The sequence below is a fragment of the Streptomyces showdoensis genome, assembly GCF_039535475.1.
Taxonomy (GTDB): domain Bacteria; phylum Actinomycetota; class Actinomycetes; order Streptomycetales; family Streptomycetaceae; genus Streptomyces; species Streptomyces showdoensis.
This window is the reverse complement of sequence record NZ_BAAAXG010000026.1, coordinates 2,357,134-2,381,932: the sequence shown is the minus strand read 5'-3', so window position 1 is coordinate 2,381,932 and position 24,799 is coordinate 2,357,134. Positions and strand designations below refer to the sequence as shown.

The 24,799-nt window shown below is 73.6% G+C and carries 23 protein-coding genes; 6 read left to right on the top strand and 17 right to left on the bottom strand.

What is annotated here, in order from left to right:
- The first annotated feature begins 202 nt into the window (after nucleotides 1–202).
- Both ABD981_RS23920 and ABD981_RS23915 read left to right on the top strand, forming a co-directional pair.
- Entirely contained in the window at nucleotides 203–1,195 is a 993-nt protein-coding gene (locus tag ABD981_RS23920) for an acyl-CoA desaturase (protein ID WP_046906957.1), read from the top strand.
- The gene (locus ABD981_RS23915; RefSeq protein WP_205628138.1) at nucleotides 1,192–1,872 is read left to right on the top strand and encodes a TetR/AcrR family transcriptional regulator; all 681 of its coding nucleotides are present in this window, start codon (nucleotides 1,192–1,194) and stop codon (nucleotides 1,870–1,872) included. Before ABD981_RS23920 ends, ABD981_RS23915 begins: the two co-directional genes overlap by 4 nt.
- A gap of 57 nt (nucleotides 1,873–1,929) precedes the next feature.
- Here the strand turns inward: ABD981_RS23915 and ABD981_RS23910 are convergent, their stop codons facing one another.
- Both ABD981_RS23910 and ABD981_RS23905 read right to left on the bottom strand, forming a co-directional pair.
- Complete coding sequence (locus ABD981_RS23910) at nucleotides 1,930–2,298, bottom strand: VOC family protein (protein ID WP_046906956.1); 369 nt, start codon at nucleotides 2,296–2,298, stop codon at nucleotides 1,930–1,932.
- Nucleotides 2,298–3,134, bottom strand: a complete 837-nt coding sequence (locus ABD981_RS23905; protein ID WP_046906955.1) for a trans-aconitate 2-methyltransferase — start codon at nucleotides 3,132–3,134, stop codon at nucleotides 2,298–2,300. The genes ABD981_RS23910 and ABD981_RS23905 overlap by 1 nt, the downstream gene beginning before the upstream one ends.
- Nucleotides 3,135–3,312: 178 nt before the next feature.
- Between ABD981_RS23905 and ABD981_RS23900 the strand changes: the two genes are divergently transcribed.
- Complete coding sequence (locus ABD981_RS23900; RefSeq protein ID WP_046906954.1) at nucleotides 3,313–3,810, top strand: MarR family winged helix-turn-helix transcriptional regulator; 498 nt, start codon at nucleotides 3,313–3,315, stop codon at nucleotides 3,808–3,810.
- Here ABD981_RS23900 and ABD981_RS23895 read toward each other — a convergent pair.
- The 8 genes from ABD981_RS23895 to ABD981_RS23860 form a co-directional block, all read right to left on the bottom strand.
- Nucleotides 3,769–4,494, bottom strand: a complete 726-nt coding sequence (locus ABD981_RS23895; RefSeq protein ID WP_046906991.1) for a LuxR C-terminal-related transcriptional regulator — start codon at nucleotides 4,492–4,494, stop codon at nucleotides 3,769–3,771. The two genes, ABD981_RS23900 and ABD981_RS23895, sit on opposite strands and share 42 nt — an antisense overlap.
- Before the next feature lie 239 nt (nucleotides 4,495–4,733).
- Nucleotides 4,734–5,888 (bottom strand): galactokinase, encoded by a 1,155-nt coding sequence (gene galK / locus ABD981_RS23890; RefSeq protein ID WP_046906953.1) that lies wholly within the window; start codon nucleotides 5,886–5,888, stop codon nucleotides 4,734–4,736.
- Nucleotides 5,885–6,853 (bottom strand): UDP-glucose 4-epimerase GalE, encoded by a 969-nt coding sequence (galE, locus tag ABD981_RS23885; protein ID WP_046906952.1) that lies wholly within the window; start codon nucleotides 6,851–6,853, stop codon nucleotides 5,885–5,887. The genes galK and galE overlap by 4 nt, the downstream gene beginning before the upstream one ends.
- Nucleotides 6,850–7,890 (bottom strand): galactose-1-phosphate uridylyltransferase, encoded by a 1,041-nt coding sequence (gene galT, locus ABD981_RS23880; RefSeq protein WP_046906951.1) that lies wholly within the window; start codon nucleotides 7,888–7,890, stop codon nucleotides 6,850–6,852. The genes galE and galT overlap by 4 nt, the downstream gene beginning before the upstream one ends.
- A gap of 111 nt (nucleotides 7,891–8,001) precedes the next feature.
- Nucleotides 8,002–8,676, bottom strand: coding sequence for a response regulator transcription factor (locus tag ABD981_RS23875; RefSeq protein WP_046906950.1), 675 nt, complete (start codon nucleotides 8,674–8,676; stop codon nucleotides 8,002–8,004).
- Between the two features lie 134 nt (nucleotides 8,677–8,810).
- Nucleotides 8,811–10,634 (bottom strand): outer membrane protein assembly factor BamB family protein, encoded by a 1,824-nt coding sequence (locus ABD981_RS23870; RefSeq protein WP_046906949.1) that lies wholly within the window; start codon nucleotides 10,632–10,634, stop codon nucleotides 8,811–8,813.
- A 52-nt stretch (nucleotides 10,635–10,686) separates the two neighbouring features.
- Entirely contained in the window at nucleotides 10,687–12,492 is a 1,806-nt protein-coding gene (locus ABD981_RS23865) for an outer membrane protein assembly factor BamB family protein (RefSeq protein WP_046906948.1), read from the bottom strand.
- A gap of 132 nt (nucleotides 12,493–12,624) precedes the next feature.
- Complete coding sequence (locus ABD981_RS23860; RefSeq protein ID WP_046906947.1) at nucleotides 12,625–14,430, bottom strand: ABC-F family ATP-binding cassette domain-containing protein; 1,806 nt, start codon at nucleotides 14,428–14,430, stop codon at nucleotides 12,625–12,627.
- A gap of 109 nt (nucleotides 14,431–14,539) precedes the next feature.
- Here ABD981_RS23860 and ABD981_RS23855 point away from each other — a divergent pair, with 109 nt between their 5' ends.
- Both ABD981_RS23855 and ABD981_RS23850 read left to right on the top strand, forming a co-directional pair.
- Nucleotides 14,540–15,619: a hypothetical protein gene (locus tag ABD981_RS23855; RefSeq protein WP_046906946.1), complete on the top strand. Its 1,080-nt coding sequence runs from the start codon at nucleotides 14,540–14,542 to the stop codon at nucleotides 15,617–15,619.
- Complete coding sequence (locus ABD981_RS23850; RefSeq protein ID WP_123954348.1) at nucleotides 15,616–16,725, top strand: hypothetical protein; 1,110 nt, start codon at nucleotides 15,616–15,618, stop codon at nucleotides 16,723–16,725. The genes ABD981_RS23855 and ABD981_RS23850 overlap by 4 nt, the downstream gene beginning before the upstream one ends.
- Nucleotides 16,726–16,843: 118 nt before the next feature.
- Here the strand turns inward: ABD981_RS23850 and ABD981_RS23845 are convergent, their stop codons facing one another.
- The gene (locus ABD981_RS23845; protein ID WP_046906944.1) at nucleotides 16,844–18,178 is read right to left on the bottom strand and encodes an acyltransferase family protein; all 1,335 of its coding nucleotides are present in this window, start codon (nucleotides 18,176–18,178) and stop codon (nucleotides 16,844–16,846) included.
- A gap of 213 nt (nucleotides 18,179–18,391) precedes the next feature.
- Here ABD981_RS23845 and ABD981_RS23840 point away from each other — a divergent pair, with 213 nt between their 5' ends.
- The gene (locus ABD981_RS23840; protein ID WP_046906943.1) at nucleotides 18,392–19,381 is read left to right on the top strand and encodes an SMP-30/gluconolactonase/LRE family protein; all 990 of its coding nucleotides are present in this window, start codon (nucleotides 18,392–18,394) and stop codon (nucleotides 19,379–19,381) included.
- A gap of 3 nt (nucleotides 19,382–19,384) precedes the next feature.
- On the opposite strand, the gene ABD981_RS23835 is transcribed toward ABD981_RS23840, so the two are convergent.
- The 6 genes from ABD981_RS23835 to rsmI form a co-directional block, all read right to left on the bottom strand.
- Nucleotides 19,385–20,293, bottom strand: coding sequence for a 4-(cytidine 5'-diphospho)-2-C-methyl-D-erythritol kinase (locus ABD981_RS23835; RefSeq protein ID WP_046906942.1), 909 nt, complete (start codon nucleotides 20,291–20,293; stop codon nucleotides 19,385–19,387).
- Nucleotides 20,290–21,171 (bottom strand): 16S rRNA (adenine(1518)-N(6)/adenine(1519)-N(6))-dimethyltransferase RsmA, encoded by an 882-nt coding sequence (gene rsmA / locus ABD981_RS23830; RefSeq protein ID WP_046906941.1) that lies wholly within the window; start codon nucleotides 21,169–21,171, stop codon nucleotides 20,290–20,292. Before rsmA ends, ABD981_RS23835 begins: the two co-directional genes overlap by 4 nt.
- Nucleotides 21,168–22,328 carry a resuscitation-promoting factor gene (locus ABD981_RS23825; protein WP_276205570.1) on the bottom strand — a complete coding sequence of 387 codons (1,161 nt, stop codon included), beginning with the start codon at nucleotides 22,326–22,328 and terminating at the stop codon, nucleotides 21,168–21,170. The genes rsmA and ABD981_RS23825 overlap by 4 nt, the downstream gene beginning before the upstream one ends.
- A 72-nt stretch (nucleotides 22,329–22,400) precedes the next feature.
- Nucleotides 22,401–23,270: a TatD family hydrolase gene (locus ABD981_RS23820; protein WP_046906940.1), complete on the bottom strand. Its 870-nt coding sequence runs from the start codon at nucleotides 23,268–23,270 to the stop codon at nucleotides 22,401–22,403.
- Between the two features lie 52 nt (nucleotides 23,271–23,322).
- Nucleotides 23,323–23,751: a hypothetical protein gene (locus ABD981_RS23815; RefSeq protein WP_046906939.1), complete on the bottom strand. Its 429-nt coding sequence runs from the start codon at nucleotides 23,749–23,751 to the stop codon at nucleotides 23,323–23,325.
- 139 nt (nucleotides 23,752–23,890) lie between these two features.
- Nucleotides 23,891–24,778, bottom strand: coding sequence for a 16S rRNA (cytidine(1402)-2'-O)-methyltransferase (rsmI, locus tag ABD981_RS23810; protein ID WP_205628136.1), 888 nt, complete (start codon nucleotides 24,776–24,778; stop codon nucleotides 23,891–23,893).
- Nucleotides 24,779–24,799 lie beyond the last annotated feature (21 nt).

Here is a 24,799-nt window from a genome sequence, read left to right as displayed (position 1 = left end):
GAGGGGTACTGGAGGCTTGCGGACCGCGCTGTCCGACGCACCCAGGATAGGTGTCCGATCCGGCGGCACGGGCAACGCCCCGGCTTAGGCGCTCTTGCCGGGCGCCGACGCGCTGCCATACTTACGTCGCCGTAGGTTACGGGACCGTAGCCTCGGCCTCCTTTCCGTACGCGCCCTCACCTTCACCCCCCAGGGGACAGCCATGACCATCAGCCCCGAGGTGACCTCGGAAACCGCCTCCGAGGCACGGGGGACCACCGCCCCTGATCTGCCCTCCGCCACGCTGGGCGGTGACAGCAAGCGGTCGATCGAGCAGATCACGCTGCTGCTGTTCATCACGGTGCCGTTCCTGGCCCTGGTCGCGGCGGTGCCGCTGGCCTGGGGCTGGGGGGTGAGCTGGCTCGACCTGGGCCTGCTGACGGCGATGTACTACATCGGCTGCCACGGCATCACGATCGGCTTCCACCGCTACTTCACGCACGGCTCGTTCAAGGCGAAGCGCCCGCTGCGGATCGCGCTGGCGATCATGGGCTCGCTGGCGGTCGAGGGGCCGCTGGTGCGGTGGGTGGCGGATCACCGCAAGCACCACAAGTTCTCGGACGCGGAGGGCGACCCGCACTCGCCGTGGCGCTTCGGCGAGACGGTGCCGGCCCTGATGAAGGGGCTGTGGTGGGCGCACATCGGCTGGATGTTCGACGAGGAACAGACGCCGCAGCACAAGTACGCGCCCGATCTGATCAAGGATCCGGCGATCCGGCGCATCTCCCGCCAGTTCGTGCTCTGGACGGTCGTGTCGCTGGCGATCCCGCCGGTCGTGGGCGGTCTGGTGACGCTGTCGTGGTGGGGCGCGTTCACGGCGTTCTTCTGGGGCTCCCTGGTCCGGGTGGCGCTGCTGCACCACGTCACCTGGTCGATCAACTCGATCTGCCACGCGGTGGGCAAGCGCCCCTTCAAGTCGCGTGACCGCTCGGGCAACGTGTGGTGGCTGGCGGTCCTGTCCTGCGGCGAGTCCTGGCACAACCTGCACCACGCGGACCCGACCTCGGCCCGGCACGGCGTCCTGCGGGGCCAGGTCGACTCCAGCGCGCGGCTGATCCGCTGGTTCGAGCAGCTGGGCTGGGCGTCCGACGTGCGCTGGCCGGCCGCCTCCCGCATCGAAGCCCGGCGCCAGAGCGCGCCCGCAGACGCGGCATGATGGAAGACGTGGCGATCGCAGGCAGTACAGGCAGTACGAGTGAACCGAAGCCCCGGCGCGGCCGCCGGGTGAGGATGACGGGCGCGGAGCGCCGGGAGCAGCTCCTCGACATCGGTCGCACGCTGTTCGCGGAGAAGGGCTTCGAGGGCACGTCGGTGGAGGAGATCGCGGCGAAGGCCGGGGTGTCCAAGCCGGTGGTGTACGAGCACTTCGGCGGCAAGGAGGGCCTGTACGCGGTCGTGGTGGACCGGGAGATGCGCCAGCTCCTGGACATGGTGACGGGCGCGCTGACCGCCGGCCATCCGCGCGAGCTGCTCGAACAGGCCGCGTTCGCGCTGCTCGACTACATCGAGCGCTACACGGACGGTTTCCGCATCCTGGTCCGCGACTCGCCGGTGGCGCAGTCGACGGGCACCTTCGCCTCGCTGATCAGCGACATCGCCACGCAGGTGGAGGACATCCTGGGCCTGGAGTTCAAGGCCCGCGGCTTCGACCCGAAGCTGGCCCCGCTGTACGCGCAGGCCCTGGTCGGCAGCGTCGCCCTGACCGGCCAGTGGTGGCTGGACGTGCGCAAGCCGAAGAAGGCGGAGGTCGCGGCGCACCTGGTGAACCTGGCCTGGCACGGCCTGGACGGCCTGGAGCAGAAGCCGCGGCTGATAGGGCACCGCAAGAACTGAGGCCCGGAGGCCGGGGACGGGGGCGTCGCACGCGTGTGCGGCGCCCCCGTCCCCGTGTCACTCGACGGGCTCCAGGAACTCCAGCCGGTTGCCGACCGGATCCGCGCAGTGGAAGCGGCGGTGGCCCGGCAGGTCGCCGTCCCAGACGACCTCGGTCCCGTGTCTCTCCAGGCGGGCCGCGAAGTCGCGGATCCCGGAGACCCGCAGGCCCGGGTGGGCCTTGCGGGCGGGCCGGAAGTCGGCCTCCACCCCGAGGTGGAGCTGGACGGCGCCGTCGGCGGCGGCGAACCAGCAGCCTCCGCGGGCGGCGAGGACGGGCGGCTTCGGGATCTCGGTCATGCCGAGGACGTCCCCGTAGAAGGCCCGCAGGAGGTCCTCGCTGCCGACCGGAGCGGCGAGCTGGACGTGATCGACGGCTACTAACATCAGGCGCCCTTCCTGGCGACGGCGAAGATCCTCCGGAACGGGAACGGGGTGCCGTGCGGGCCCGGGGGGTAGGCCTCGCGGAGCCGTTCGCGGTACTGGGCGAGGAAGGCCTCGGTGGCGGCGCGGTCGTCCCTGAGGGCGGTGAGGACCGGGCGCAGCGCGGTGCCCTTCACCCAGTCGAGGACGGGGTCCTCGCCGGGGAGCAGCTGGTGGTAGGTGGTCTCCCAGACGTCCGTCTCGCAGCCGAGGTCGGTCAGCCGGCGGAGGTAGTCGCCCGGTTCGAGGATGTGGACGTAGCGCCGTCCCTGGTCGCCGACCCGCCCGCGCCACTCGGGGGTCTCGCAGAGCTCGCCGAGCAGGGCGTGGCTGGGCGAGGTGAAGTTGCCGGGGACCTGGAAGGCGAAGGTGCCGCCGGGGCGCAGTCCCGCGACCCAGGGGGCGAAGGACTCGGGGTGGTTCGGCACCCACTGCAGGGCCGCGTTGGACACGATCAGGTCGTACGGCTCCTCCGGCGTCCAGTGGGCCGCGTCGGCCGCCCGGAAGTCGAGCCAGCCGCCGCCGGCCGTGGTGCCGGCCCAGTCCTTCTCGGCCCGCTCCAGCATCTCGGGCGAGAGGTCGAGGCCGGTGATGTGCGCGTCGGGCCAGCGGTCGGCGAGGAGCGCGGTGACGTTGCCGGGGCCGCAGCCGAGGTCGGCGATCCGGGCGGGCCGGCCGTCGTTGCCGGGCAGCTGCGGTATTCGGGCGAGCAGATCGATGAACGGGCGGGTGCGGTGACCCGCGTGACGGAGGTACTGCTGTGGGTCCCATGTCGGTGCGGCGGATTCCACGGAATGCATGTTCGAAGCCCCCTTGCTGGAACGAGTTGCCGAAGCGGAACGGAGTTCCGGCCCGGTCCCTTCCCCATAGTCCAGGAGACTATATCTCTACGTCAAGATATTTCTTATTGAGACACTTGAAGTCGAGAGACTTAATACCAAGAGACTTTATGTCAACAGACCCTCTACACTGATCGACATGGAGGACGAGGTCGACCGGCTGGTCGCTGCATGGCGCCGAGAGCGCCCGGACCTCGACGTGGAACCGCTCGAGGTGCTCAGCCGTGTCTCACGCCTGGCCCGGCACCTCGACCGCGCCCGTCGGCTCGCCTTCTCCGAGCACCAGCTGGAGCCCTGGGAGTTCGACGTCCTGACCTCGCTCCGCCGGGCCGGCGCGCCCTACCAGCTCTCCCCCGGCCAGCTGCTCACCCAGACCCTGGTCACCTCCGGCACGATGACCAACCGCATCGACCGGCTCACCAAGAAGGGCCTGGTCGAACGGCTCCCCGACCCCAGCGACCGGCGCGGCGTGCTGGTCCGCCTCACCCCCGAGGGCCGTGACCGCGCCGACCAGGCGCTGGCCGGACTCCTCGCCCAGGAGCGGGCCATCCTGGCCCGCCTCTCGCGCACCGAGCGCGGCGAACTGGCCGCCCTGCTACGCCAGCTGACCGCCCCGTTCGACAACATCCCCGGCTAGCCCGGCGTCCGGCTCCTCGGCCGGACCCACCCCGGCCCGCCGGGCCAGCGCCACGGCGGCGAGCGTCGAGTGCACGCCCAGCTTCCCCAGCACGTTCTGCATGTGGGTCCGGACGGTGTGCGGCGACAGGAACAGCCGCTCGGCGACCGCCTTGCGGCCGAGACCGGCCACCATGCAGCGCAGCACCTCCCGCTCGCGCGGGGTCAGCGACTCCACCAGCCGCTCGCTCTCCGTACGGTGCTTGCGGGCCTCCGTCAGCTCCCGCAGCACCCCCGTGAGCAGCGCCGGCGGCAGATGGGTCTCGTCCCGCAGCACCCCGCGCACCACGGCCAGCAGCCGCTGCAGCGAACAGTCCTTGGCCACCCAGCCCCAGGCGCCCGCCTGGAGCGCGAGCGCCGCCCGGTGGGCGTCGTCCTTCTCCGCGAGCACCACGCTGCGCAGCCCGGGCCGCCCCTCGCGCACCCCCGCGACCAGCGCGATCCCGTCGCCGCCGCCCAGGTCGGCGTCGACCAGCATCACGTCGAAGCGCCGCCCCTCCCCGGCACCGCGGTCCAGGCAGCGCAGCGCGGCCGGGCCGCTGCCCGCGGCGGTGACGTCGACGTCGGGCTCCGCCGCGAGGGCGGCTGCGAGCGACTCGGCGAAGATGCGGTGATCGTCCACCACCAGAACCCGGATACGGGCCACGGACACCCCCAAGTGTCGAGGAACGGCCCGGCGCGGGCACGACGCCGGGGGCGGGTCCGCCGGTCGCACGGCCGCCGCCGTGCCATGACAGTTACCCCGCCCCGGGCGCCGTACCCGGCGGGTCTCGATACCCCTGATCAGCACCGGCCCCCACCGGCGCTGCGCACCAGGGTAAGGGTGCGGCGCTCCGGTGGAGGCCGAATCGCGGAACTGTGCGGGTCCGTGGGAAGTCGGGGGCTTCAGCCCACCCGGCGCGCGCCCGCCGAAGGGACCGCCGGGAAGACGCCCGGAGCGGCGAATCCCGCCTCGGCGAAGGCCTTGCCAACCGCGGCCGCGACCTCCTCCGCCCGGTCCGCGGCCACCAGGACCACCGCCGAACCGCCGAAGCCGCCGCCGGTCATGCGGGCGCCGAGCGCGCCCGCCGCGTTCGCCGCCTCGACCGCGAGGTCCAGTTCGGGGCAGGAGACCCGCAGGTCGTCGCGGAGCGAGGCGTGGCCCTCGGTGAGCAGGGCGCCCACCGCGTGCGGGTCGCCGGCGTCGAGGAGGGCGATCACCCGTTCGACCCGGTCGTCGTCGGAGACCACGTGCCGGACATAACGACGAACCGTTTCATCGTCCAAACGTGCGAGGGCATCGGACAGTTGCGTGGCCGGTACGTCACGCAGGGCGCGCACACCGAGCGCCCGCGCACCGGCTTCGCACCCGGCGCGCCGCTCCGCGTACGCGCCGTCCCCCAGGGCGTGCTTCACCCGGGTGTCGACGACCAGCAGGCACAGCCCCCGGGCCGTGAGGTCGAAGGGCACCTGGCGGTACGACAGGTCCCGGGTGTCCAGGTACAGGGCGTGGCCCTCGGTGGCGCACGCGGAGGCCATCTGGTCCATCACCCCGCACGGCACGCCGACGAAGGCGTTCTCCGCCCGCTGGGCGAGCACGGCCAGCCCGGGGCGGGAGAGCCCGAGCCCGAACAGGTCGTTCAGCGCGAGGGCGGTCACCACCTCCAGGGCGGCGGAGGAGGAGAGCCCGGCGCCGGTCGGCACCGTCGAGGCGAGATGGACGTCGGCGCCGGTGACCGGATGCCCGGCCTCCCGCAGTGCCCACACCACACCGGCCGGGTACGCGGCCCAGCCGTACCCCGAGGCCCCGGACAGGGGCTCCAGGGTCTCGACGTCGAGCTGCACGATCCCGCCCCCGACCTCGGCGGAGTGCAGCCGCAGCACGCCGTCGTCCCGGCGGGAGACGGCGGCCACGGCCGTGTGCGGCAGAGCCAGCGGGAGTACGAAGCCCTCGTTGAAGTCGGTGTACTCGCCGATCAGGTTGACCCGCCCGGGTGCGGCCCAGACCCCGTCGGGGGCCGCTCCGTACAGCGCGCCGAACTCCGCCGCGACCGTGCTCATGCCTGTCCCTGCTCCTTCTTCCGGGTGAACGCCCAGGCGTCCTCCACGATGGCCGCCAGATCCGGGCGGGACGGGGTCCAGCCGAGGCGCTCGCGCGCCGTGTCGGCCGAGGCGACGAGCACGGCCGGGTCCCCGGCGCGGCGCTCGGCCATGACCTCGGGCACCGGGTGGCCGGTGACCTTGCGGACGGTCTCGACGACCTCCCGCACGGAGAAGCCGTTGCCGTTGCCGAGGTTGCAGATCAGGTGCTCGCCGGCGGTCATCGCGTCCAGCGCCAGCAGGTGGGCCTCGGCGAGGTCGGCGACGTGGATGTAGTCGCGCACGCAGGTGCCGTCGGGCGTCGGGTAGTCGTCGCCGTAGACGTTGATCGCGGCGCGCTGCCCGAGCGCGACCTGGAGGACCAGCGGGATGAGGTGCGACTCGGGGTCGTGCCGCTCGCCGCACTCCTTGTAGGCGCCGGCCACGTTGAAGTAGCGCAGCGACACGGCGGCCAGGCCGTGGGCGGCGCACTCGCCGGTGATCATGTGGTCGACGGCCAGCTTGGTCGCGCCGTACGGGTTGGTCGGCGCGGTCGGCGCGGCCTCGGTGATCGGCACGGTCTCGGGCTCGCCGTAGGTGGCGGCGGTCGAGGAGAACACCAGGCGGCGCACGCCGGCCTCGCGCATGGCCGCGATCAGCGCCATGGTGCCGCCGACGTTGTTGTCCCAGTACTTCTCGGGCTTGGCGACGGACTCGCCGACCTGGGAGAAGGCGGCGAAGTGCAGCACGCCGTCGTAGCTGGCGTCGAGCCACTTCGCGGCGTCCTGGATGCGGCCCTCGATGAACTCGGCCCCGGCGGGGACGCCCTCCCGGAAGCCGGTGGAGAGGTCGTCGAGGACGGTGACCTCGTGCCCCGCCTCCAGGAGGTGGGCGGCGACCGTGCTGCCCACGTAGCCGGCTCCACCGGTCACCAGGTACTTACTCAACTGCTTGCCACCTCTCGGAGTCTGTCGGCCGCGGACTCCGGCGACACGTCGTTCATGAACGCGCCCATGCCGGACTCGGTGCCCGCGAGGTACTTCAGCTTGCCAGAGGCCCGGCGGACGGTGAAAAGCTCCAGGTGCAGCGCGAACTCCTCCCGGTCGGCGCCGGCCACCGGAGCCTGGTGCCAGGCGGCGATGTAGGGCGTCGGCGGCTCGTCCGTACCGAAGATCCGGTCGAAGCGCCGCAGCAGTTCCAGATAGAGCCCCGGGAACTCCGCGCGGGCCTCCTCGCCGAGCCCGGTGAGGTCGCCGACCCGCCGGTGCGGGTGGAGGTGCACCTCGTAGGGCCAGCGCGCGGCGTACGGCACGAAGGCGGTCCAGTGCTCCCCGGCGAGCACCACCCGCTCGCCGGCCCGCTCCCGCTCCAGGACGTCCTCGAAGAGGTTGCGCCCGGTGGCGGCGCGGTGGGCGACCGCGTTGCGGAGCATGGTGGCGGTGCGGGGCGCGACGTACGGGAACGCGTAGATCTGGCCGTGCGGGTGGGCCAGGGTGACGCCGATCTCGGCGCCCCGGTTCTCGAAGCAGTAGACCTGCTGGACGCCGGCGCGGGCGGAGAGTTCGGCGGTGCGGTCGGTCCAGGCGTCGAGCACCAGGGCGGCCCGCTCCTCCGTGAGGCCGGCGAAGGAGGCCCCGTGGTCAGAGGTGAAGCAGACGACCTCGCAGCGGCCGTTGGCGCCGGACAGGGAGGGGAAGCGGTTCTCGAAGACGGCCACCTCGTACTCCGGGGCCGGGATCTCGCTCTGCCAGTCCGGGGTGGAGGGGCAGAGCGGGCAGCTGTCGGCGGGCGGGTGGTAGATCCTGCCCTGCCGGTGCGAGGCGATGGCGACGTCCTCGCCGAGCAGCGGGTCGTGACGGACCTCGGAGGCGGAGCGGACCGGGTCGAGCGGCCGGCGGTCGACGGCGTCGCGGACGGAACCCTCGTCGGCGTCGAAGTAGAGGAGCTCCCGCCCGTCGGCGAGGCGGGTGACGGTCTTCTTCACGGCGGGCGGCCTCCCACAGCCTCCATCAAACAGAACCACCCATAAAAAACCACAATCAAACATCGAAGGTCAACACTCATCCAGGACCGGCCACCCGCACGAAGGACGGGACTACGCCCGCTGCACCGGCACCCGGTCCAGCAGCCCCGTCCGCGCCGCCAGCGCCGCCGCCTCCAGCCGGGACCCCACGCCCAGCTTCATCAGCACCCGCTGCACGTGCGTGCGCGCCGTGCTCGGCGCGATCGCCATCCCCGCCGCGATCACCCGGGTGTCCTCCCCCTCCGCCACCCGGACCAGGACCTCCGCCTCCCGCGGGGTCAGCATCCGCAGCAGCCGCTGCCCCTCGTCGTCCGGCTGCGCCACCGGGTTGAGCAGCTCCGCGAAGGCGGCCTGGAGCAGCTGCGGCGCCACCGCCGCCTCCCCCGCGCGGGCCTTCATCAGCGCCCGCTCGACGCCCTCGATCCGCTCGTCGTGCCGGACGTACCCCGAGGCCCCGGCCGCGAAGGCCGCCGCGATGCCGCGCGGCGAGGGCACCGGCCCGAGCACCACCACGGCCACCTGCGGGCGCTCCCGCTTGATCCGTACGACCGGGTCGAAGGCCCCCGGCTCGGCCGGCGCCGAGGTACCCAGCAGACAGACCTCCGGCGCACGGCTCACCACCAGCTCCGCCGCGCCCGCCACCGGCGCCGCCGACGCGAGCACCCGGTGCCCGCGCAGCTTCAGCGCCGAGGCCAGCGCCTCCGCGTGCAGTCGGTGGTCGTCGACCACCACGAGCCGAACGCCCATCGATCTGGCCCCCATCTCTCCCCTAACCCCCCTGGACTGTCGGATTCTTCGCCAGGCAGGGCCTATGCAAACAGCCCGGCGCACCGATGTGCATCGGTGCGCCGGGCCGTCCGTCCAGGACCCGCGACAGGACGTCAGTGCGTGCTGTACCCCACGACCAGGTACTCCTTGGTCGAGGACGCGGAACGCTGCTTGTCGATCATGACCTCGGACAGGAAGAGCCGCCCGTCCGCGTACACGGCCTCCACGTAGTCCGCGGAGAAGGAGCGCTCGGGGCTGTTGATGCCCTTCTCCACCGGGTTCTCCAGGAGCTTGGTCTCCTTCATGGAGCCGCCGTCGATGGAGACGATCTGCCCGCCCTTGTCGTAGGGCGCCTGCTTGTACGCGATGATGTTGCCGCCGTCCATGCGCAGCGGGACCAGCGTGTAGCGGTCGCCCGCGTCCGCCTTCTCGGGCACCGGCTTGCCGGTGGCCAGGTCGAACGCGACGATCTCGTTGGTCTCGTCGCCGTACTCGTCGGTGCTGCCCTCGTGGTCCTCGGTGGGCAGGTAGAGCCGCCCGTTGCCGACCACGACCTTGCTGCAGTTCTCCACCTCGGTGGAGCGGCAGCGGGCCGCGTAGCGCTCGGAGTCCGCGCTGATCTTCGCCTTCAGCTTGCCGGTCTTCTCGTCGATGGAGAAGAAGTCCGAGATGCCGGAACCGTCGGTCGCGGTGTCGCCGACGTCGGCGGCCACCACCAGCGGCTTGGTGGAGACGACCGAGGCGTAGTCGACGCCCGGGGGCATCTTGAACTGCGAGACCGGGGCGCCCGTGGCCGGGTTGAGGTTCTGGATCAGCACGTACTGGCTGCCGTACGGACCGCACTTGCGGGCCGCGACCAGGCCCTCGCCGCCGCCGTAGCCCATGTCGTAGCAGTTGTTGTCGTTGGCCTGCGGCTTCCAGCGCGGGTTGCCGTTGGCGACGTCGAAGGCCGCGCCGCCGTCGGTGCCGCCGGCCGCGACGGTCGCGCCGCTCAGCGTGACCTCGCTGAACCGGGCCTTGCTGTCGCCCGCGGAGCCGCCGGTGACGGAGGTCGACCAGACCAGCTTGCCGCTGTTGAGGTCGATCAGGCCGACCTCGGTGCACGGCTGGTAGTTCTTCGGGGGCAGCCGCTTGGTCGCCTCGAAGAGGATCGGCGTCTTCCCGTCCGCGGTGACGTGCGAGGAGGCGCCGCAGACCTGGCCGGTCAGCGGCAGCGTCCACAGCACGGTGCCGCTGTCGCGGTCGTAGCCGACGACCGAGTTGACCCCGGTCTTCACGTAGGCCTTGTCGGTGAGCCAGGAGCCGGAGACGTCGGTGACGTCCTCGACCTTGGGCTGCGGCAGCTGGACGGTCAGCTTCGCCGAGGTGTTCGACGGGACCTTCTCCTTGCCGCCCCCGCCGAGACCGCCGCCCGAGCCGCCGTCCGCGCCGCCGTTGGCGGTGGAGCCGGAGGTGCCCTTGGCGTCCTTGTCCTCGTCACCCCCGCCGGAGTTCGCGTACCAGAGGCCGCCGCCGATGATCAGCGCGACCGCCACCACCGCGGCGACGATGATCTGCAGCTGCGTCGACGGCTTCTTGCCGCCGCCGGAGCCCGGCGGGGGCACCTGCTGGTACTGCGGGTACTGCGGCTGGGTCGGGTAGCCGTACGGCGGCTGCTGCGGCTGGCCCGGCTGCTGGGCCGGGTAGCCGTACTGCGGCTGGGGCTGCGTCGGCGGCTGCTGCGGATAGCCGTACGGCGACGGCTGGTGCGGCTGCTGCTGCGGGTAGCCGTACGGCGGCTGGTCCGGTGCCTGCGGCGGGGGCGTCGGCGCGCCGAATCCGCCCGGCGGCGGGTCCTGCGGCGCGCCGAACCCGCCCGGCGGCGGGTCCTGGGGCGCGCCGAACCCGCCCGGCGGCGGGCCGGGGGGCTGGTTCGGTGGTGGCGGTGGCTGCGTCATGGCGTGGGTACCTCGGGGTCGGGAAGGGGACGGGGACGGGGCGGGCGGGGCGTCACTTGCCGTACGCCATCATCGTCTTGGTCTCCTTCTCCTCCTTGTCGTTGGAGGCGGAGACCCGGCCCGCGGCGATCACGAAGCTGCCGTTCCCGTACGCGTAACCGGCGTTGTAGAAGGAGCTCTCGACCGTCGAGACCGCCGCCTGGAACTGCAGCAGCACCTTCGGCGCACCGCCCGTCGGGGCGATGGTCGCGACCGCGCCGCCCGTGTCGTAGCGCGGCTCGACGTAGAGCAGCACGTCGGAGCCCTCCATGCGCAGCGGGGTCATCTGCTGCTCGCCGGGCGCCTTGGAGCGCCACTTGGGCTTCCCGGTGTTCAGGTCGAAGGCGATGACCTCGTTCGGCGTGCCGTACGCGGTCTCGGTCGCCATGTAGAAGGTGTTCGCGTCGGCGGCGACCCCGGTGCAGCCCTGGAGGTTCTTGCCGAAGACGACGAACGCGCCGCCGCAGCTGGGGGCGAACTTGTCCTTGCCGCCCTGGATCTGCGAGCGCTCGGTGCCGTTGGCCTTGAGCGAGAAGACCGCCCACTTCTTCTGCTCGCGCTGGGTGGCGGAGACGACCAGCGGGTCGACCGAGTAGACCCGGTCCACCTCCCAGTCGGTCTGCAGCTTGAAGGTCCACTTGGGCTTGCCCGTCGCCGGGTCGACCTCGCTGACCGCCTGCGACTGCTTGTTCACGTCGCCGGAGGGGCACTTGGAGGCGGCGATCAGCTTGCTGCCGCCCGCGTACGCGAAGGGCTTGCAGCCGCTGGTCGGCGAGGTGAACAGCTGCCTGCCGTCGGTCAGCGAGAAGCCGTACGCGGAGCTGGAGCCGGCCGCGGTGACCGTGTCGCCGCTGATGGCGAGGGTGTTGTCGGAGAAGGCGAAGAGGCCGGTGGCCTTCGGGACGGCCTTCTTCCAGCCCGCCTTGCCGGTCTTGAGGTCGACCTGCTGCATCTGCGTGCACTTGGCGCTGTCGCCCGCGCTGTCGTTGTACGCGAAGACCATGGTGCCGTTCGCGGAGGGCTCCGGCGGCGCGGCGCACAGCTCGAAGGGCACGTCGAGGTGCCACTTCGCGGAGCCGTCGGCCAGGCTGTAGCCGTCGATGCCCTTGTACATGGCCTTGACGACGGTGTCGCCGACGATCCACGGGCCGAACACGTCGGCGCCGTTGCGCGGCAGGTCGACGTTGTTCTTCAGCAGCCAGGAGATCTTCGCCTCGCCGTCCTTGCGGCCGGCGTTCAGGCTCTCCTCGCCGTTCTGGCCGTCGCCGCTGCCGTCGCCCTGGTCGACGGAGTCCGTCGGCTTCGGGGCGGTGGAGGCGGAGTTGCTCGGCTTGGCGACCGGGTCGTCGCCGTCGTCGCCGCTGAGCGCGAACCAGCTGACGCCGCCGACCACGAGCAACGCGGCGGCGGCCGCGGCCACGATGACGCCGGGCTTGCCCTTGAAGGGGTTCTTGCCGCCCCCGCCGGGCGGGGTCTGCTGCATCGGGGCGGTCGGGTAGCCGCCGTACGGGTTGGGCTGCTGCTGACCGTAGGGCCCGGGCTGCTGGCCATAGGGGCCCGGCTGCTGACCGTACGGACCGGGCTGCTGGCCGTAGGGCCCCGGCTGCTGCTGGGGATAGCCGTACGGGCCCGGCTGCTGCTGCGGCGGGACCGGCGGCGTCTGCGGGGCCTGCTGCGGGTACCCGTACGGCCCCGGCTGGGCCTGCGGGGCCTGCGGCGGGACCGGCGGTGCCTGCGGAGGCATCGGCGGGACCGGCGGCAGGTTCGGGTCCGGAGCGCCGAAGCCTCCCGGCGCCTGGTTACTGGGCGGCTGGCTCATCAGCGCTTCCCCCTTTTGTGAGCGGGTTTTCTTTCTACCACTCGCGGGATGGCGCAAAAGTGGCCGGTCCTCCCTTGTGCCCAAGGGAGGACCGGCCCGTGATGACGTCGTTATGCGTCTTCTACGAGTTCTCTACGCGTCCTCGGCCAGCTCGAGCCAGCGCATTTCCAATTCCTCGCGCTCGCCCGCGAGTTCCCGCAGCTCGGCGTCCAGCTTCGCGACCTTCTCGAAATCCGTGGCGTTGTCCGCGATCTGGGCGTGCAGCTTGGCCTCCCTGTCGGAGAGCTTGTCGAGCTGCCGCTCGACCTTCTGCAGCTCCTTCTTCGCGGCGCGCGCGTCCGCCGCCGACACGCCCTGCTTCGGCGCGGCGGCCGCGGCGGGGGCGGCCGGCACGGCGGCCTCGATCATCTTCCGGCGCCGCTCCAGGTACTCGTCGATGCCGCGCGGCAGCATCCGCAGGGTCTGGTCGCCGAGCAGCGCGAAGGTCCGGTCGGTGGTGCGCTCCAGGAAGAAGCGGTCGTGGGAGATGACCACCATCGAGCCGGGCCAGCCGTCGAGCAGGTCCTCCAGCTGCGTCAGGGTCTCGATGTCCAGGTCGTTGGTCGGCTCGTCGAGGAAGAGCACGTTGGGCTCGTCCATGAGCAGCCGCAGCAGCTGGAGCCGGCGGCGCTCGCCACCGGAGAGGTCGCCGACCGGCGTCCACTGCTTGTCCTTGCCGAAGCCGAACTGCTCGCAGAGCTGCCCCGCGGTCATCTCCCGGCCCTTGCCGAGGTCGACCCGGTCGCGGATCTGCTGCACGGCCTCCAGGACCCTGAGGGTGCCGGGGAGTTCGGTGACGTCCTGGGAGAGGTAGGCGAGCCGCACGGTCTTGCCGACCACGATCCTGCCGGCCGGCGGCTGCGCCTCGCCGTCGGTGCGGGAGGCCTCGGCGAGGGCGCGCAGCAGCGAGGTCTTGCCGGCGCCGTTGACGCCGACCAGGCCGATGCGGTCGCCGGGGCCGAGCTGCCAGGTGAGGTGCCTGAGCAGCGTCTTGGGGCCGGCGGTGACGGTCACGTCCTCCAGGTCGAAGACCGTCTTGCCGAGCCGCGCGTTGGCGAACTTCATCAGCTCGGAGCTGTCCCGGGGCTCCGGCACGTCCGCGATGAGCGCGTTGGCGGCCTCGATCCGGAAGCGCGGCTTGGAGGTACGGGCCGGGGCGCCGCGGCGCAGCCAGGCGAGCTCCTTGCGGACCAGGTTCTGCCGCTTGACCTCCTCCGTGGCCGCGATCCGCTCGCGCTCGGCGCGGGCGAAGACGTAGTCGGAGTAGCCGCCCTCGTACTCGTAGACCGCGCCGCGCTGCACGTCCCACATACGGGTGCAGACCTGGTCGAGGAACCAGCGGTCGTGGGTGACGCAGACGAGCGCGGAGCGCCGCTCGCGCAGGTGCCCGGCGAGCCAGGCGATGCCCTCGACGTCGAGGTGGTTGGTGGGCTCGTCGAGGACGAGCAGGTCCTGGTCCTCGATGAGCAGCTTGGCGAGCGCGATGCGCCGCCGCTCGCCGCCGGACAGCGGGCCGATCACGGTGTCGAGGCCGTTCTCGAACCCGGGCAGGTCGAGCCCGCCGAACAGCCCGGTGAGCACGTCGCGGATCTTCGCGCTGCCCGCCCACTCGTGGTCGGCCATGACGCCGATGACCTCGTGCCGGATGGTCGCGGCCGGGTCGAGCGAGTCGTGCTGGGTGAGCACCCCGAGGCGCAGCCCGCCGCTGTGCGTGACGCGGCCGCTGTCGGCCTCCTCCAGCCGGGCGAGCATCCGGATGAGGGTGGTCTTGCCGTCGCCGTTGCGGCCGACGACGCCGATCCGGTCCCCTTCGGAGACGCCGAGGGAGACCCCGTCGAGCAGCGCACGGGTGCCGTACACCTTGCTGACGGACTCGACATTGACCAGGTTGACGGCCATTTCACTCCTGTACCGGGGGATCGATCGACGTCCAGGGTAGACGGGCGGGGCGGGTGGGATAGCGTGCGGTGATTTCGTTCGCAGTCGTACACGGGGGCGGGGGCCGGGGATGGGCGATTCGGCATGGGCGCGGTTCCGGCGCCACCGGTGGCTGCCGCAGGCCGCGCTGGTCCTGCTGGCGGGGGTCCTGATCGCGGGCTTCGTGCTGGTCAGGGCCGAGCGGCGGGCGAGCCACAACGCGGAGGTCCTGGCCCGGGCCTGCGGCGGGGTGCTGCCCCGCGAGGCGGTCCGGGCCCTGCTGCCCGAGGACGAGCGGTGGACCGGGCGGAGCGGCCCGGGGCCGCGCGGTCTGGTCTCCTGCGGGGTCGGCGGTGACGGGGGCCGGCTGGACGTGACGGCGGCGCCGGTCCTGGAGGCGCCCCTGAAGGGCGTGCGGGTCGAGCACGTCACCGGCGACCCGTACGAGCGGGAGCCCCGCTGGGCGGGGGACCACGAGCAGGCCGACGGCCAGGTGACGGTGGCCTGCCCGGGCGGGCTGCCCGGGTACGCGGGACCGGTGACGGCCTTCCGCGTCTACGGGTCGCTGTCCGGCGAGTCCGTGGACGACCGGCCGCGCGACGCGGTCGACCCGGCGGTCGCGGCCGTCGCGGAGGACCTGCGCACGGCCCACCGCTGCGGCGGCGCGCCGGTCCGCCCGGCGGACGTGCGGCCCTTCCCGGCGGCCGGGTCCGAGGAGTCCGGGAAGGAGTCCGCCAAGGGCGTCCTGGCGGCCTGCGACTGGTTCCGCCCCGCGCGCCTCGGCCCCGGGTGGCAGCCGACCGGGCAGCTCGACCGGGGGGCCTCGCACACCGGCGCCCGCGGCTGCTCCACCGGCGCGCTCAAGGGGCGGCAGGGCATCGGCGTGACCTCGGCGAGCTGGTGGGGCGTGCTCCTCCCTGAGGTGCGCACGGAGTACGGGCGCGAGCTCGCCGCCGCGGGCCGGGACGTCCCGCCCGCCGCCGGCGCGCGCTCCTTCACGGTCGCCGCCTGGGCCGAGGCCCGCTGCGCCGAGGGCCCGGCGCTGCACCGGGTGAGCGTGACGGGCGAGCGGCCGGACGGCCTCGCGGACCGGGCCGAGGCGCTGCTCGGCCGCTACCTGGAGGCGGCGCACTGCCGCGACACGAGGACCTTGGGGACGGTGTGGCAGTGAACACGGAGAAGCCGGCCCCGGGCCGGCGCCGGAGGCTGAAGCTCGCGGCGGGTCTCACCGCCGGGGCGGTGCTGGTCGCGGGCGGCCTCTTCTGGGCGTCGGGCGGCTGGGACCGTCTGCGCCACGACGGGGCCCTGGACTCGGCCTGCGACGGCACCCTGGCGGCGGAGCCGCTGCGGGAGCTGGTGGGCGGGGCGGAGGTGACGGCCGGGATCCGGCGGGGTGCCGACGGCTCCTGGTGGCAGTGCCGGGTGGGCGAGGCCGACGAGGACCGGGACGGCCGGATCGACCTGCGCGTGACCGTGAGCGGGGCGGGCGGCCGTTCGGCGGACGTCGAGGCGGACCGCACCGACGCGCCGCTCGGCCACGGCTGGACCGGCGGCTTCGCCTACGACCCCGACCGGGTGTCCGGCGACATGGGCGACGCCTCGGCCTCGGTCCTGCTGGCCTGCGCCGGGAAGCCGGGCGAGGGCCTCGTCGCCGAGGTGCGGGCCAGGACCGACCGCCTCGACTTCGGCCGGCCCGAGGAGCGGGCCCGGCTCGGCGCCGTGCTGACCGGGACGGCCACCGCCTACGCCCGGCAGCAGGGGTGCCGGGTCGCCGAGGGCGGGCCGCTGCGGGAGGTCGGCGCCTCGGTGAGCGCCTGGGACCACAAGCCCTTCGCCGCGGTCTCCGGGGGCTGCGCCGGGATCCTGGACGCCCGGACCGCGGCCCGCTGGGGCGTCCGTACGGCCGTCGAGACCGCCGCGGGCCCCAAGCCCCGGGAGGGCTGCGTCCTCGGCGGCCTGCGCGGGGCACCGCTCTACACCTTCACCGCCTCGTACGGCCCGGCCCTGGACGAGGGCCTGCGGGACCGCCTGGAGTCCCTGCCCGACCGCCCGGACGCCGACCGCCCGGACGGCCGTTACGCGCTGTGGGCCCGCTGCCACGACGCGGTCCGCCGCGTCGCCTACGACGTGTACGCGGAGACCGGCGGCCGCGGCACGAGCCCCCTCGCCCTCGACCACCCGGGCCTGCGCGCCGCCCTCCAGCGCTTCGCGGACCGCTCGGCGAAGGCCCACGGCTGCGACCGGCCGGGGACCGCGCGGGTGTACGACACCGACTGAGAAGTCGCGGGACCGCGCCACCAAGCCGCACGAGTACGCGGCGGCGGGCATGGCGCACTACCGGCTCGTCGAGTCGGAGGGCGAAGGCGAGGAAGACCCTTCCCCGTCGACATCGACCTCAGCGAGATCGACGGGCTCGGGGTCCCCGCCCCGCCCGCTCCACCAGGAACCATCCCGCCAGGGCCATCGCGACGGCTGCCGGGGCCGTGACGCGGACCGCTATCAGCGTCGCGCCGTGGCCCTCCAGGAGGCCGGCGAAGCCGGTGGTGGAGAGGCCGAGGACGCCGAGCAGCGCCAGGGTGACGCCGAGGGCGGCGAGCGAGGTGAGCGGGGCGTCCCCCCGGCCGGGGGCCGCGGGGAGGCCGGCGGAGGGGGCGGGCCGGGCCGGCTGCTCGAAGCGGCGGAAGAGGGCGACCAGGAGGGCGGTGAGGACGGCCGCGGCGGCGATCCTGGCCGGGACCTGGGCCCACCAGGCGCCCGTGGCGGGGGCCGGCAGCGGCACGTCGAGGGCGAGCAGCACGCCGTACACGCCGAGCATGGCGGTCAGGTGCCACAGGAACGCGGTCATGGCGACGCCGTTCGCGGCGACGACCGCGCGCCAGACCCGGGCGCGGGCGGTGAGGCGGGCGCCGGGGCCCTTCAGGAGCTCGACCGCGCCGACCAGCCACAGGCCGTGGCAGAGCAGGGCCAGCGTCGGCGGGGCCATGTTGGAGACCTTCTCGCCCGGCATGCCGACCATGGACAGCGGATACGGGCCGAGGGCCACGAGCAGGCCCGCGCCCGCGAGTCCCGCCGCGGCGAGGACGGCGGGGCGGCGGATCATGCCGTCGGCGCGCAGGAAGCCGAGCTGATGGACCGCCAGCCACACGAAGGCGAAGTTCAGGAACTCCACGAACGGCACCCCGGCCGCGAAGCGCAGCACGTCCACCGCCACCGCGCCCGCTACCAGCGCGGCGAACGCCCCCCAGCCCCAGCGCTCGTGGAGCTTCAGGAGCGGCGGGGTGAAGGCGACCATGGCCAGGTAGATGCCGATGAACCAGAGCGGCTGGGTGACCAGCCGCAGCGCCACCCCGGTCAGCCCGCCGTCCGCGCCGAGCAGCTGCACGGCGAGCGCCAGCACGCCCCACACCCCGATGAAGACCATCGTGGGGCGCAGCAGCCGTTGCAGCCGGCCCCGCAGGAAGGCCGCGTACCGGGGGCGGGAGCGGTGGGCGAGGGCGTGCGAGAAGCCGCCGACGAAGAAGAACACCGGCATCACCTGGAGGGCCCAGGTCAGCGCCTGGAGCCCGGGGACGACGGCGAGGAGGTTGCCGACCTGCCCGTCGGCGGTGACGGCGGCCATCAGCCAGTGGCCGAGGACGACGACGGCGAGCGAGGCGACCCGGAGCAGGTCGACGTAGCGGTCCCGGCTCGCCGGGGTCGCGGCGGCGAGGTCACGCGCACTGGTTCCCATGCCGGTACGGTCCCGCGCCCGCGCCCGGCGGCGTCAGGGCTGCGGTACTCAACCCGGGCATGAGTACGAACGGAGTGCTGTCCTCGGCCGCGCGGGCGACTCCCCGGCCCCGGCTGCCGGGGCGGCGGACCGACGGGCCGCCATGTTCGGGGGTGTCCCAGCCGCAGCCACCCCCGCACCCGCACCGCACCGCACCGCACCCAGGAGAGACCCATGGCCCGCAGTCCCCGCCTCGCCGCCGCCCTCGCGGCCGGCGCCGCGCTCACCGCGCTCACCCTGCTCGCCGCCGGACCCGCCGCCGCGGCCGGCGACCCGAAGGTGACGGACCCGCACGTCCTCGCCCACTTCGACTTCGCCGGGGGGCAGACCCCGGAGAACATCGCCCTCGAACCCGACGGCTCCGCCGACCTCACCTTCGCCTTCGCCCACCAGGTCGCCCGCGTCGACCGGCACGGCGGCACCAGGATCCTGGCCACCCTGCCCACCGTGCAGGATCCGCAGGCCCCGAACGTCGGCGGCGCGATCGTCTCCGGCATCGCCCGGGCCCAGGACGGCACCCTGTACGTCAACTACGTCACCGGGACGCCCGAGACCGGCGTCTGGCGCATCGCCCCCGACGGCGGCGCACCCGAGCAGATCGCCCAGCTGCCCGCCGACGGCTTCCCCAACGGCCTCGCCCTCGACGAGGAGTGCGGCACCCTCTACACCGCCGACTCCACCCTCGGCACCGTGTGGAGCGTGCCGGCGGACGGCGGCGAGCCCACCGCGTGGGCGACCGGGACCGCGCTGGACGGCACCCCGGAGCTGCCCTTCGGCGCCAACGGCCTCAAGCTGCACGACGGCGCCGTCTGGGTGTCCAACACCGCCCGCGGGACCCTGCTGCGGATCCCCTTCGGCCCCGGTGACGACCGGACGGCGGGCCCCGTCGAGACCCGGGCGACCGGGCTCACCACCATCGACGACTTCGCGTTCACCGGGCACGGCGACACCGTCCTCGCCGCGCTCAACCTGATCGACGAACTCGCGCTGGTCCGCCCGGACGGCAGCCACAAGACGGTCCTCACGAAGGCCGACGGCCTGCAGAACCCGACCTCCGTGGCCGTGCACGCCAAGACCGTCTACGTGAACAGCGCGGCCTTCTACGTCCAGCGGGACCCGGACCCGAACCTGCTGCTCGCCCGGATCTCCAAGAACAAGGACTAGCCGCTAGCCGACGACGGTCGCGCCCGCCGCCGGGGAGGTCGCCACCCGTGCCGTACGGCAGGTGCCGGAGGCGATCAGGGCGGCCGCGACCGACTCGGCGGACTCGGCGTCCTTCACCAGGAACGCGGTCGTCGGGCCCGAGCCGGAGACCAGCGCGGCCAGCGCCCCGGCCGCCGTGCCGGCCGCCAGCGTCGCGGCCAGCGAGGGCCGCAGCGACAGGGCGGCGGCCTGCAGGCCGTTGGCGAGGGCGCCCGCGAGGGCGGCGGTGTCGCCGGTGCGCAGGGCGTCGAGCAGGGCCGGGGAGGCGACCGGCTCGGGCACCTCGACGCCCTCGTTGAGGCGGTCGAACTCGCCGTACACGGCAGGGGTGGAGAGCCCGCCGTCGGCGACGGCGAAGACCCAGTGGAAGGTGCCGCCGACCGGCAGCTCCGTCAGCCGCTCGCCCCGGCCGACGCCGAGGGCGGCGCCGCCGACCAGGCTGAACGGCACGTCGCTGCCCAGCTCGGCGCAGATCTCCAGGAGTTCGGCCCGCGGGGTGTCCAGGCCCCACAGGGCGTCGCAGGCCAGCAGGGCGCCCGCGCCGTCGGCACTGCCGCCGGCCATGCCGCCCGCGACCGGGATGTCCTTGGCGATGTGCAGGTGCACGTCGGGCGCGATGCCGTGCCGGGCGGCGAGGAGTTCGGCCGCGCGGGCGGCCAGGTTGGTGCGGTCGAGCGGCACCTTGTCGGCGTCGGGGCCCTCGCAGGTGACCGTCAGGGCGTCCGCGGGGGTCGCGGTCACCTCGTCGTACAGGGAGACGGCGAGGAAGACGTTGGCCAGGTCGTGGAAGCCGTCGGGCCGGGCGCCGCCGACCGCGAGCTGCACGTTGACCTTGGCGGGGACCCGTACGGTGACGGCACCGGCGCCGCTCATGCCCCGGCCCCCTTGTGCTCCGCGATCCGGGCGAACTCCTCGACCGTCAGGGCCTCGCCGCGCGCCTGCGGCGAGATGCCGGCCGCCACCAGGGCCGCCTCGGCCGCGGCGGGCGAGCCCGCCCAGGTCGCGAGGGCGGCGCGCAGGGTCTTGCGGCGCTGGGCGAAGGCGGCGTCGACGACGGCGAAGACCTCCTTCTTGGAGGCGGTGGTCCGCACCGGCTCGGTGCGCCGCACCAGCGACACCAGGCCCGAGTCGACGTTGGGCGCGGGCCAGAAGACGTTGCGGCCGATGGAACCGGCCCGCTTGACGTCCGCGTACCAGTTGGCCTTCACCGACGGCACGCCGTACACCTTGTTGCCCGGCCGGGCGGCGAGCCGGTCGGCGACCTCGGCCTGGACCATGACGAGGGTCCGCTCGATGGTCGGGAAGCGGTCCAGCATGTGCAGCAGCACCGGGACGGCCACGTTGTACGGCAGGTTGGCCACGAGCGCGGTGGGCGGCGGGCCCGGCAGCTCCTGGACCAGCATGGCGTCGGAGTGGACGAGCGCGAAGCGGTCCTTCCTCTGCGGCATGCGGGCGGCGATGGTGGCCGGCAGCGCGGCGGCGAGGATGTCGTCGATCTCGACGGCGGTCACCCGGTCCGCGGCCTCCAGCAGCGCGAGGGTGAGGGAGCCGAGCCCCGGTCCCACCTCCACGACCACGTCGTCGGGGCGCACCTCGGCCGTGCGGACGATCCGCCGGACCGTGTTCGCGTCGATGACGAAGTTCTGGCCCTTCTGCTTGGTCGGGCGCACGCCGAGGGCGGCGGCCAGCTCGCGGATGTCTGCGGGGCCGAGGAGGGCGTCGGGACTGTCGGGTCCGGTGGTGGTGCTCACCGGTACAGCCTACGGCCGCAGTGGGGCCACGGAGTCGCCCCCCGGGTCACGTAGAGCTTCTTCGCCCGGAAGGTCTGTTCCGCGGCGGGCGCGTTCTGGGCGACCCCGGTGCCGCCCAGGGAGCGCCAGGTGCCGGGGTCGAACTGGTAGAGCCCGCCGTAGGTGCCGGAGGGGTCGACGGCGCCGGGACGGCCGCCGGACTCGCAGGCGGCGAGCGCGGCCCAGTTCAGGCCGTCGGCGCCGGCGACGGAGGTGGGCAGCGCGCGGGTGCCGATCCGGACCCGCTGGGCGACGGGCTCGCGGACGGTCTCCTCGCCGGTGCGGCGGGGCTTCTGCCGGACGCCGTTGACGGTGCGCAGGCTGTACGTGACCCGGCGGACGCCCGGGACGCCCTGCCGTTCGACGAGCTCGGTCCCGGCGAAGAGCTCGTCGTCGCGGATCCGCTCGACGGCGAACGGGACGGGCTCCTCGCGGATCTCCTGGCTGCCGGTGATCCGCAGCACGGTGACGGTCTGCCCGTCGCGCGGGAAGGAGCCGGGCGGCACGGAGGTGGTGTCCTGGCCCGAGAGGGTGATCCCGGCCTCCTCGACGGCCTCGCGGACGGTGGCCGCGTTGGTGCGGACGGTCCGCTCGCGGCCGTCGGCGAGGAAGGTGACGGTCCGCTCGGTGCGCACGTCGAGGGCGAGTCCCTGGCGGGAGATGGGCGCCGAGCGGGAGGCCGACAGGTAGGCGCCCTCGGCGCGGACGCCGAGCTGCCGCAGCGCCCCGTCGACGGTCCGCGCGGTGGTCCACACCTGGCGGCGCTGCCCGTCCAGGGTGAGGGCGACGGGCCGCCCGTAGCGGACGACGACCTCGTCCCCGCTGGCCAGGGCGGCGGCGGGGGCCGGGGCGACGATGTCGTGGTCGCCGACCGTCAGGCCCTCGTCGGCGAGGAGTTCGTCGACGTCGTCGGCGAAGGTGTGCAGGGTGCGCGGGACGCCGTCCACGGACAGCCGGACGGCCTTGTCCTGGGCGACGAAGGCGCTGGTGCCGCCGGCCAGGAAGGCGACGACGAGGGCCTGCGGGACGATCCGCCGCAGTCCCTCGACGGCGGGCGGGCTCGCCTTGCGGCGCCGGGCGGCCCGGCGAGCCCCGGATCTGTGCGACGAAGTGCTCACGATGCCGGGACCCTAGCCCCGCGTGCGGTCACTCTCCAAAACGACCCGACTACCTGGCGTAACCGTTATGGATCAGTAATCGAAGGCGTTGGCGGTGTTCACGGCGATCGCCCCGGCCAGCTCCTCCTCGGTGATGCCGCGCACCGCCGCCATGGCCCGCACGGTGACCGGGATCAGGTACGGGGCGTTGGGGCGGCCCCGGTAGGGCGCGGGGGTGAGGAAGGGGGCGTCCGTCTCGACCAGGACGAGCTCCAGCGGGGCGACCGCGAGGGCGTCGCGCAGCGGCTGGGCGTTCTTGAAGGTGACGTTGCCGGCGAAGGACATGTAGTAGCCCTTGGCGGCGCAGATCTCGGCCATCTCGGCGTCGCCGGAGTAGCAGTGGAAGACGGTCCGCTCGGGGGCGCCCTCCTCGTCGAGGACCCGCAGCACGTCGGCGTGGGCCTCGCGGTCGTGGATGACGAGGGCCTTGCCCCGGCGCTTGGCGATCTCGATGTGGGCGCGGAAGGAACGCTCCTGCGCGGCCATGCCCTCGGGACCGGTGCGGAAGTGGTCCAGGCCGGTCTCGCCGACGGCCCGCACGTACGGCAGGGCGGCCAGCCGGTCGATCTCGGCGAGGGCCTCGTCGAGCGCCGCGTCCCCGCCGGGGATGCGGGCACCCTGCCGGGACCATCCGTCCGGGTCTCCCAGGACGATCCGAGGGGCCTCGTTGGGGTGCAGCGCGACGGCCGCGTGCACGTTGTCGTACCGCTCGGCCGTCTCGGCGGCCCACCGGGAGCCCTTGAGGTCGCAGCCGACCTGGACGACCGTGGTGACGCCGACGGCGGCGGCCTTGGTCAGGGCCTCCTCGACGGTGCCGGACTGCATGTCGAGGTGGGTGTGCGAGTCCGCGACCGGGACCGGCAGGGGCTCGGGCAGCGGCGGCGGGGCGTCCTTGGAACTCATGGCCCCGATCGTACGAGGGCCATGAGTCCGCCCGCCAAGGCGTATCGCCGCGTTACCGCCGGGACCGGAAGGGATGCAGCAGGTCGGAGAGGTGCCAGTGGTGCGCGGGCTTCTCCTGCTCGGGTCCGGCCGGGGTGTCCTCGGTGAGCTCCTGGCCGATCGGCCCGGCGATCGACACCGGCTTGGTCGCCTTGGCCCCGTGGCCGTGCCGTTCGGCGGCGGCCATCAGGTCGAGCACCGAGGAGACCTGGCCCGCGCGCATGATCCGCACGACGTGGCCGCCGCAGTTCATGCAGGTCGGGCTGGACAGCGGGGACGGGACCCGCTCCCCGTCGGCCTTGTAGACGACGAATTCATGACCCTTGGCGTCGACGTGGTGCTCTATGTCGTAGGCCTGCTCCCAGCCGTACCCGCATCTCATGCAGGCGAAGGCGTACGCCTCGTGCGCGACGGGCGTTCCGGTGCCGGTGATCTCAGTCATTCCAGCTCCTCTCCACTGGTCCAGTGGACGCCTTTTCCGGCCGAAGCGCATCAGCGCCGGAAAAACCATGGAAGCTCTTTGGCGTTCCCTTGCCCTAAGGGGCCCGGGAGAGGCCCGCCGCCGGGTTCCGCTTTGCCTTTCAGATTAGTCCTTTACCGTTTCCGGGGCCTGGCGCCGCCGCATTCTTTGCCGCCACCACGGCATCGAACACCTCGCGCTTGGGAACCCCCGCCTCGGCGGCGACGGCCGCGATCGCCTCCTTGCGCCGCTCCCCCGCCTCCTCGCGCACCCGCACCCTGCGCACCAGCTCCTCGGCGTCCAGTTCGGCGGGCGGGGCCTCCGGCGCGCCCTCGACGACGACGGTGATCTCACCCCGTACGCCCTCCGCCGCCCAGGCCGCGAGCTCGCCGAGCGGGCCGCGCTTGACCTCCTCGTAGGTCTTGGTCAGCTCCCGGCAGACGGCGGCCCGGCGCTCGGCGCCGAAGACCTCGGCCATCGCGGCGAGGGTGTCGTCGAGCCGGTGCGGGGCCTCGAAGTAGACGAGGGTCCGCCGCTCGTCCGCGACCTCGCGCAGCCGCCCGAGGCGCTCGCCGGCCTTGCGGGGCAGGAAGCCCTCGAAGCAGAAGCGGTCCACGGGCAGCCCGGACAGCGCGAGCGCGGTGAGCACGGCGGACGGGCCGGGCACGGCGGTGACCTTGATGTCCTGCTCGACGGCGGCGGCGACCAGCCGGTAGCCCGGGTCGGAGACGGAGGGCATCCCGGCGTCGGTCACCAGCAGCACCCGCGCCCCGCCGACCAGCGCCTCGACCAGCTCGGGCGTCCGGGCGGACTCGTTGCCCTCGAAGTAGGAGACCACCCGTCCGGTGGTGTGGATGCCCAGCGCGCGGGTCAGTCCGCGCAGCCTCCGGGTGTCCTCCGCGGCCACGATGTCCGCGTTCTCCAATTCGGTGGCGAGCCGTGGCGGCGCGTCCGCGATGTCGCCGATGGGGGTCCCTGCGAGTACCAGCGTTCCTGTCACACGGGTCATCCTCCCAGCCCGGACAGGCGA

What these genes read in the sequence shown, in the direction of transcription:
- ABD981_RS23920 (WP_046906957.1), top strand. Translation starts at nt 203, where the DNA reads ATGACCATCAGCCCCGAGGTGACCTCGGAAACCGCCTCCGAGGCACGG.
- ABD981_RS23915 (WP_205628138.1), top strand. Translation starts at nt 1,192, where the DNA reads ATGATGGAAGACGTGGCGATCGCAGGCAGTACAGGCAGTACGAGTGAA.
- ABD981_RS23910 (WP_046906956.1), bottom strand. Translation starts at nt 2,298, where the DNA reads ATGTTAGTAGCCGTCGATCACGTCCAGCTCGCCGCTCCGGTCGGCAGC.
- ABD981_RS23905 (WP_046906955.1), bottom strand. Translation starts at nt 3,134, where the DNA reads ATGCATTCCGTGGAATCCGCCGCACCGACATGGGACCCACAGCAGTAC.
- ABD981_RS23900 (WP_046906954.1), top strand. Translation starts at nt 3,313, where the DNA reads ATGGAGGACGAGGTCGACCGGCTGGTCGCTGCATGGCGCCGAGAGCGC.
- galK (WP_046906953.1), bottom strand. Translation starts at nt 5,888, where the DNA reads ATGAGCACGGTCGCGGCGGAGTTCGGCGCGCTGTACGGAGCGGCCCCC.
- ABD981_RS23875 (WP_046906950.1), bottom strand. Translation starts at nt 8,676, where the DNA reads ATGGGCGTTCGGCTCGTGGTGGTCGACGACCACCGACTGCACGCGGAG.
- ABD981_RS23870 (WP_046906949.1), bottom strand. Translation starts at nt 10,634, where the DNA reads ATGACGCAGCCACCGCCACCACCGAACCAGCCCCCCGGCCCGCCGCCG.
- ABD981_RS23865 (WP_046906948.1), bottom strand. Translation starts at nt 12,492, where the DNA reads ATGAGCCAGCCGCCCAGTAACCAGGCGCCGGGAGGCTTCGGCGCTCCG.
- ABD981_RS23860 (WP_046906947.1), bottom strand. Translation starts at nt 14,430, where the DNA reads ATGGCCGTCAACCTGGTCAATGTCGAGTCCGTCAGCAAGGTGTACGGC.
- ABD981_RS23855 (WP_046906946.1), top strand. Translation starts at nt 14,540, where the DNA reads ATGGGCGATTCGGCATGGGCGCGGTTCCGGCGCCACCGGTGGCTGCCG.
- ABD981_RS23845 (WP_046906944.1), bottom strand. Translation starts at nt 18,178, where the DNA reads ATGGGAACCAGTGCGCGTGACCTCGCCGCCGCGACCCCGGCGAGCCGG.
- ABD981_RS23840 (WP_046906943.1), top strand. Translation starts at nt 18,392, where the DNA reads ATGGCCCGCAGTCCCCGCCTCGCCGCCGCCCTCGCGGCCGGCGCCGCG.
- ABD981_RS23835 (WP_046906942.1), bottom strand. Translation starts at nt 20,293, where the DNA reads ATGAGCGGCGCCGGTGCCGTCACCGTACGGGTCCCCGCCAAGGTCAAC.
- ABD981_RS23820 (WP_046906940.1), bottom strand. Translation starts at nt 23,270, where the DNA reads ATGAGTTCCAAGGACGCCCCGCCGCCGCTGCCCGAGCCCCTGCCGGTC.
- ABD981_RS23815 (WP_046906939.1), bottom strand. Translation starts at nt 23,751, where the DNA reads ATGACTGAGATCACCGGCACCGGAACGCCCGTCGCGCACGAGGCGTAC.
- rsmI (WP_205628136.1), bottom strand. Translation starts at nt 24,778, where the DNA reads ATGACCCGTGTGACAGGAACGCTGGTACTCGCAGGGACCCCCATCGGC.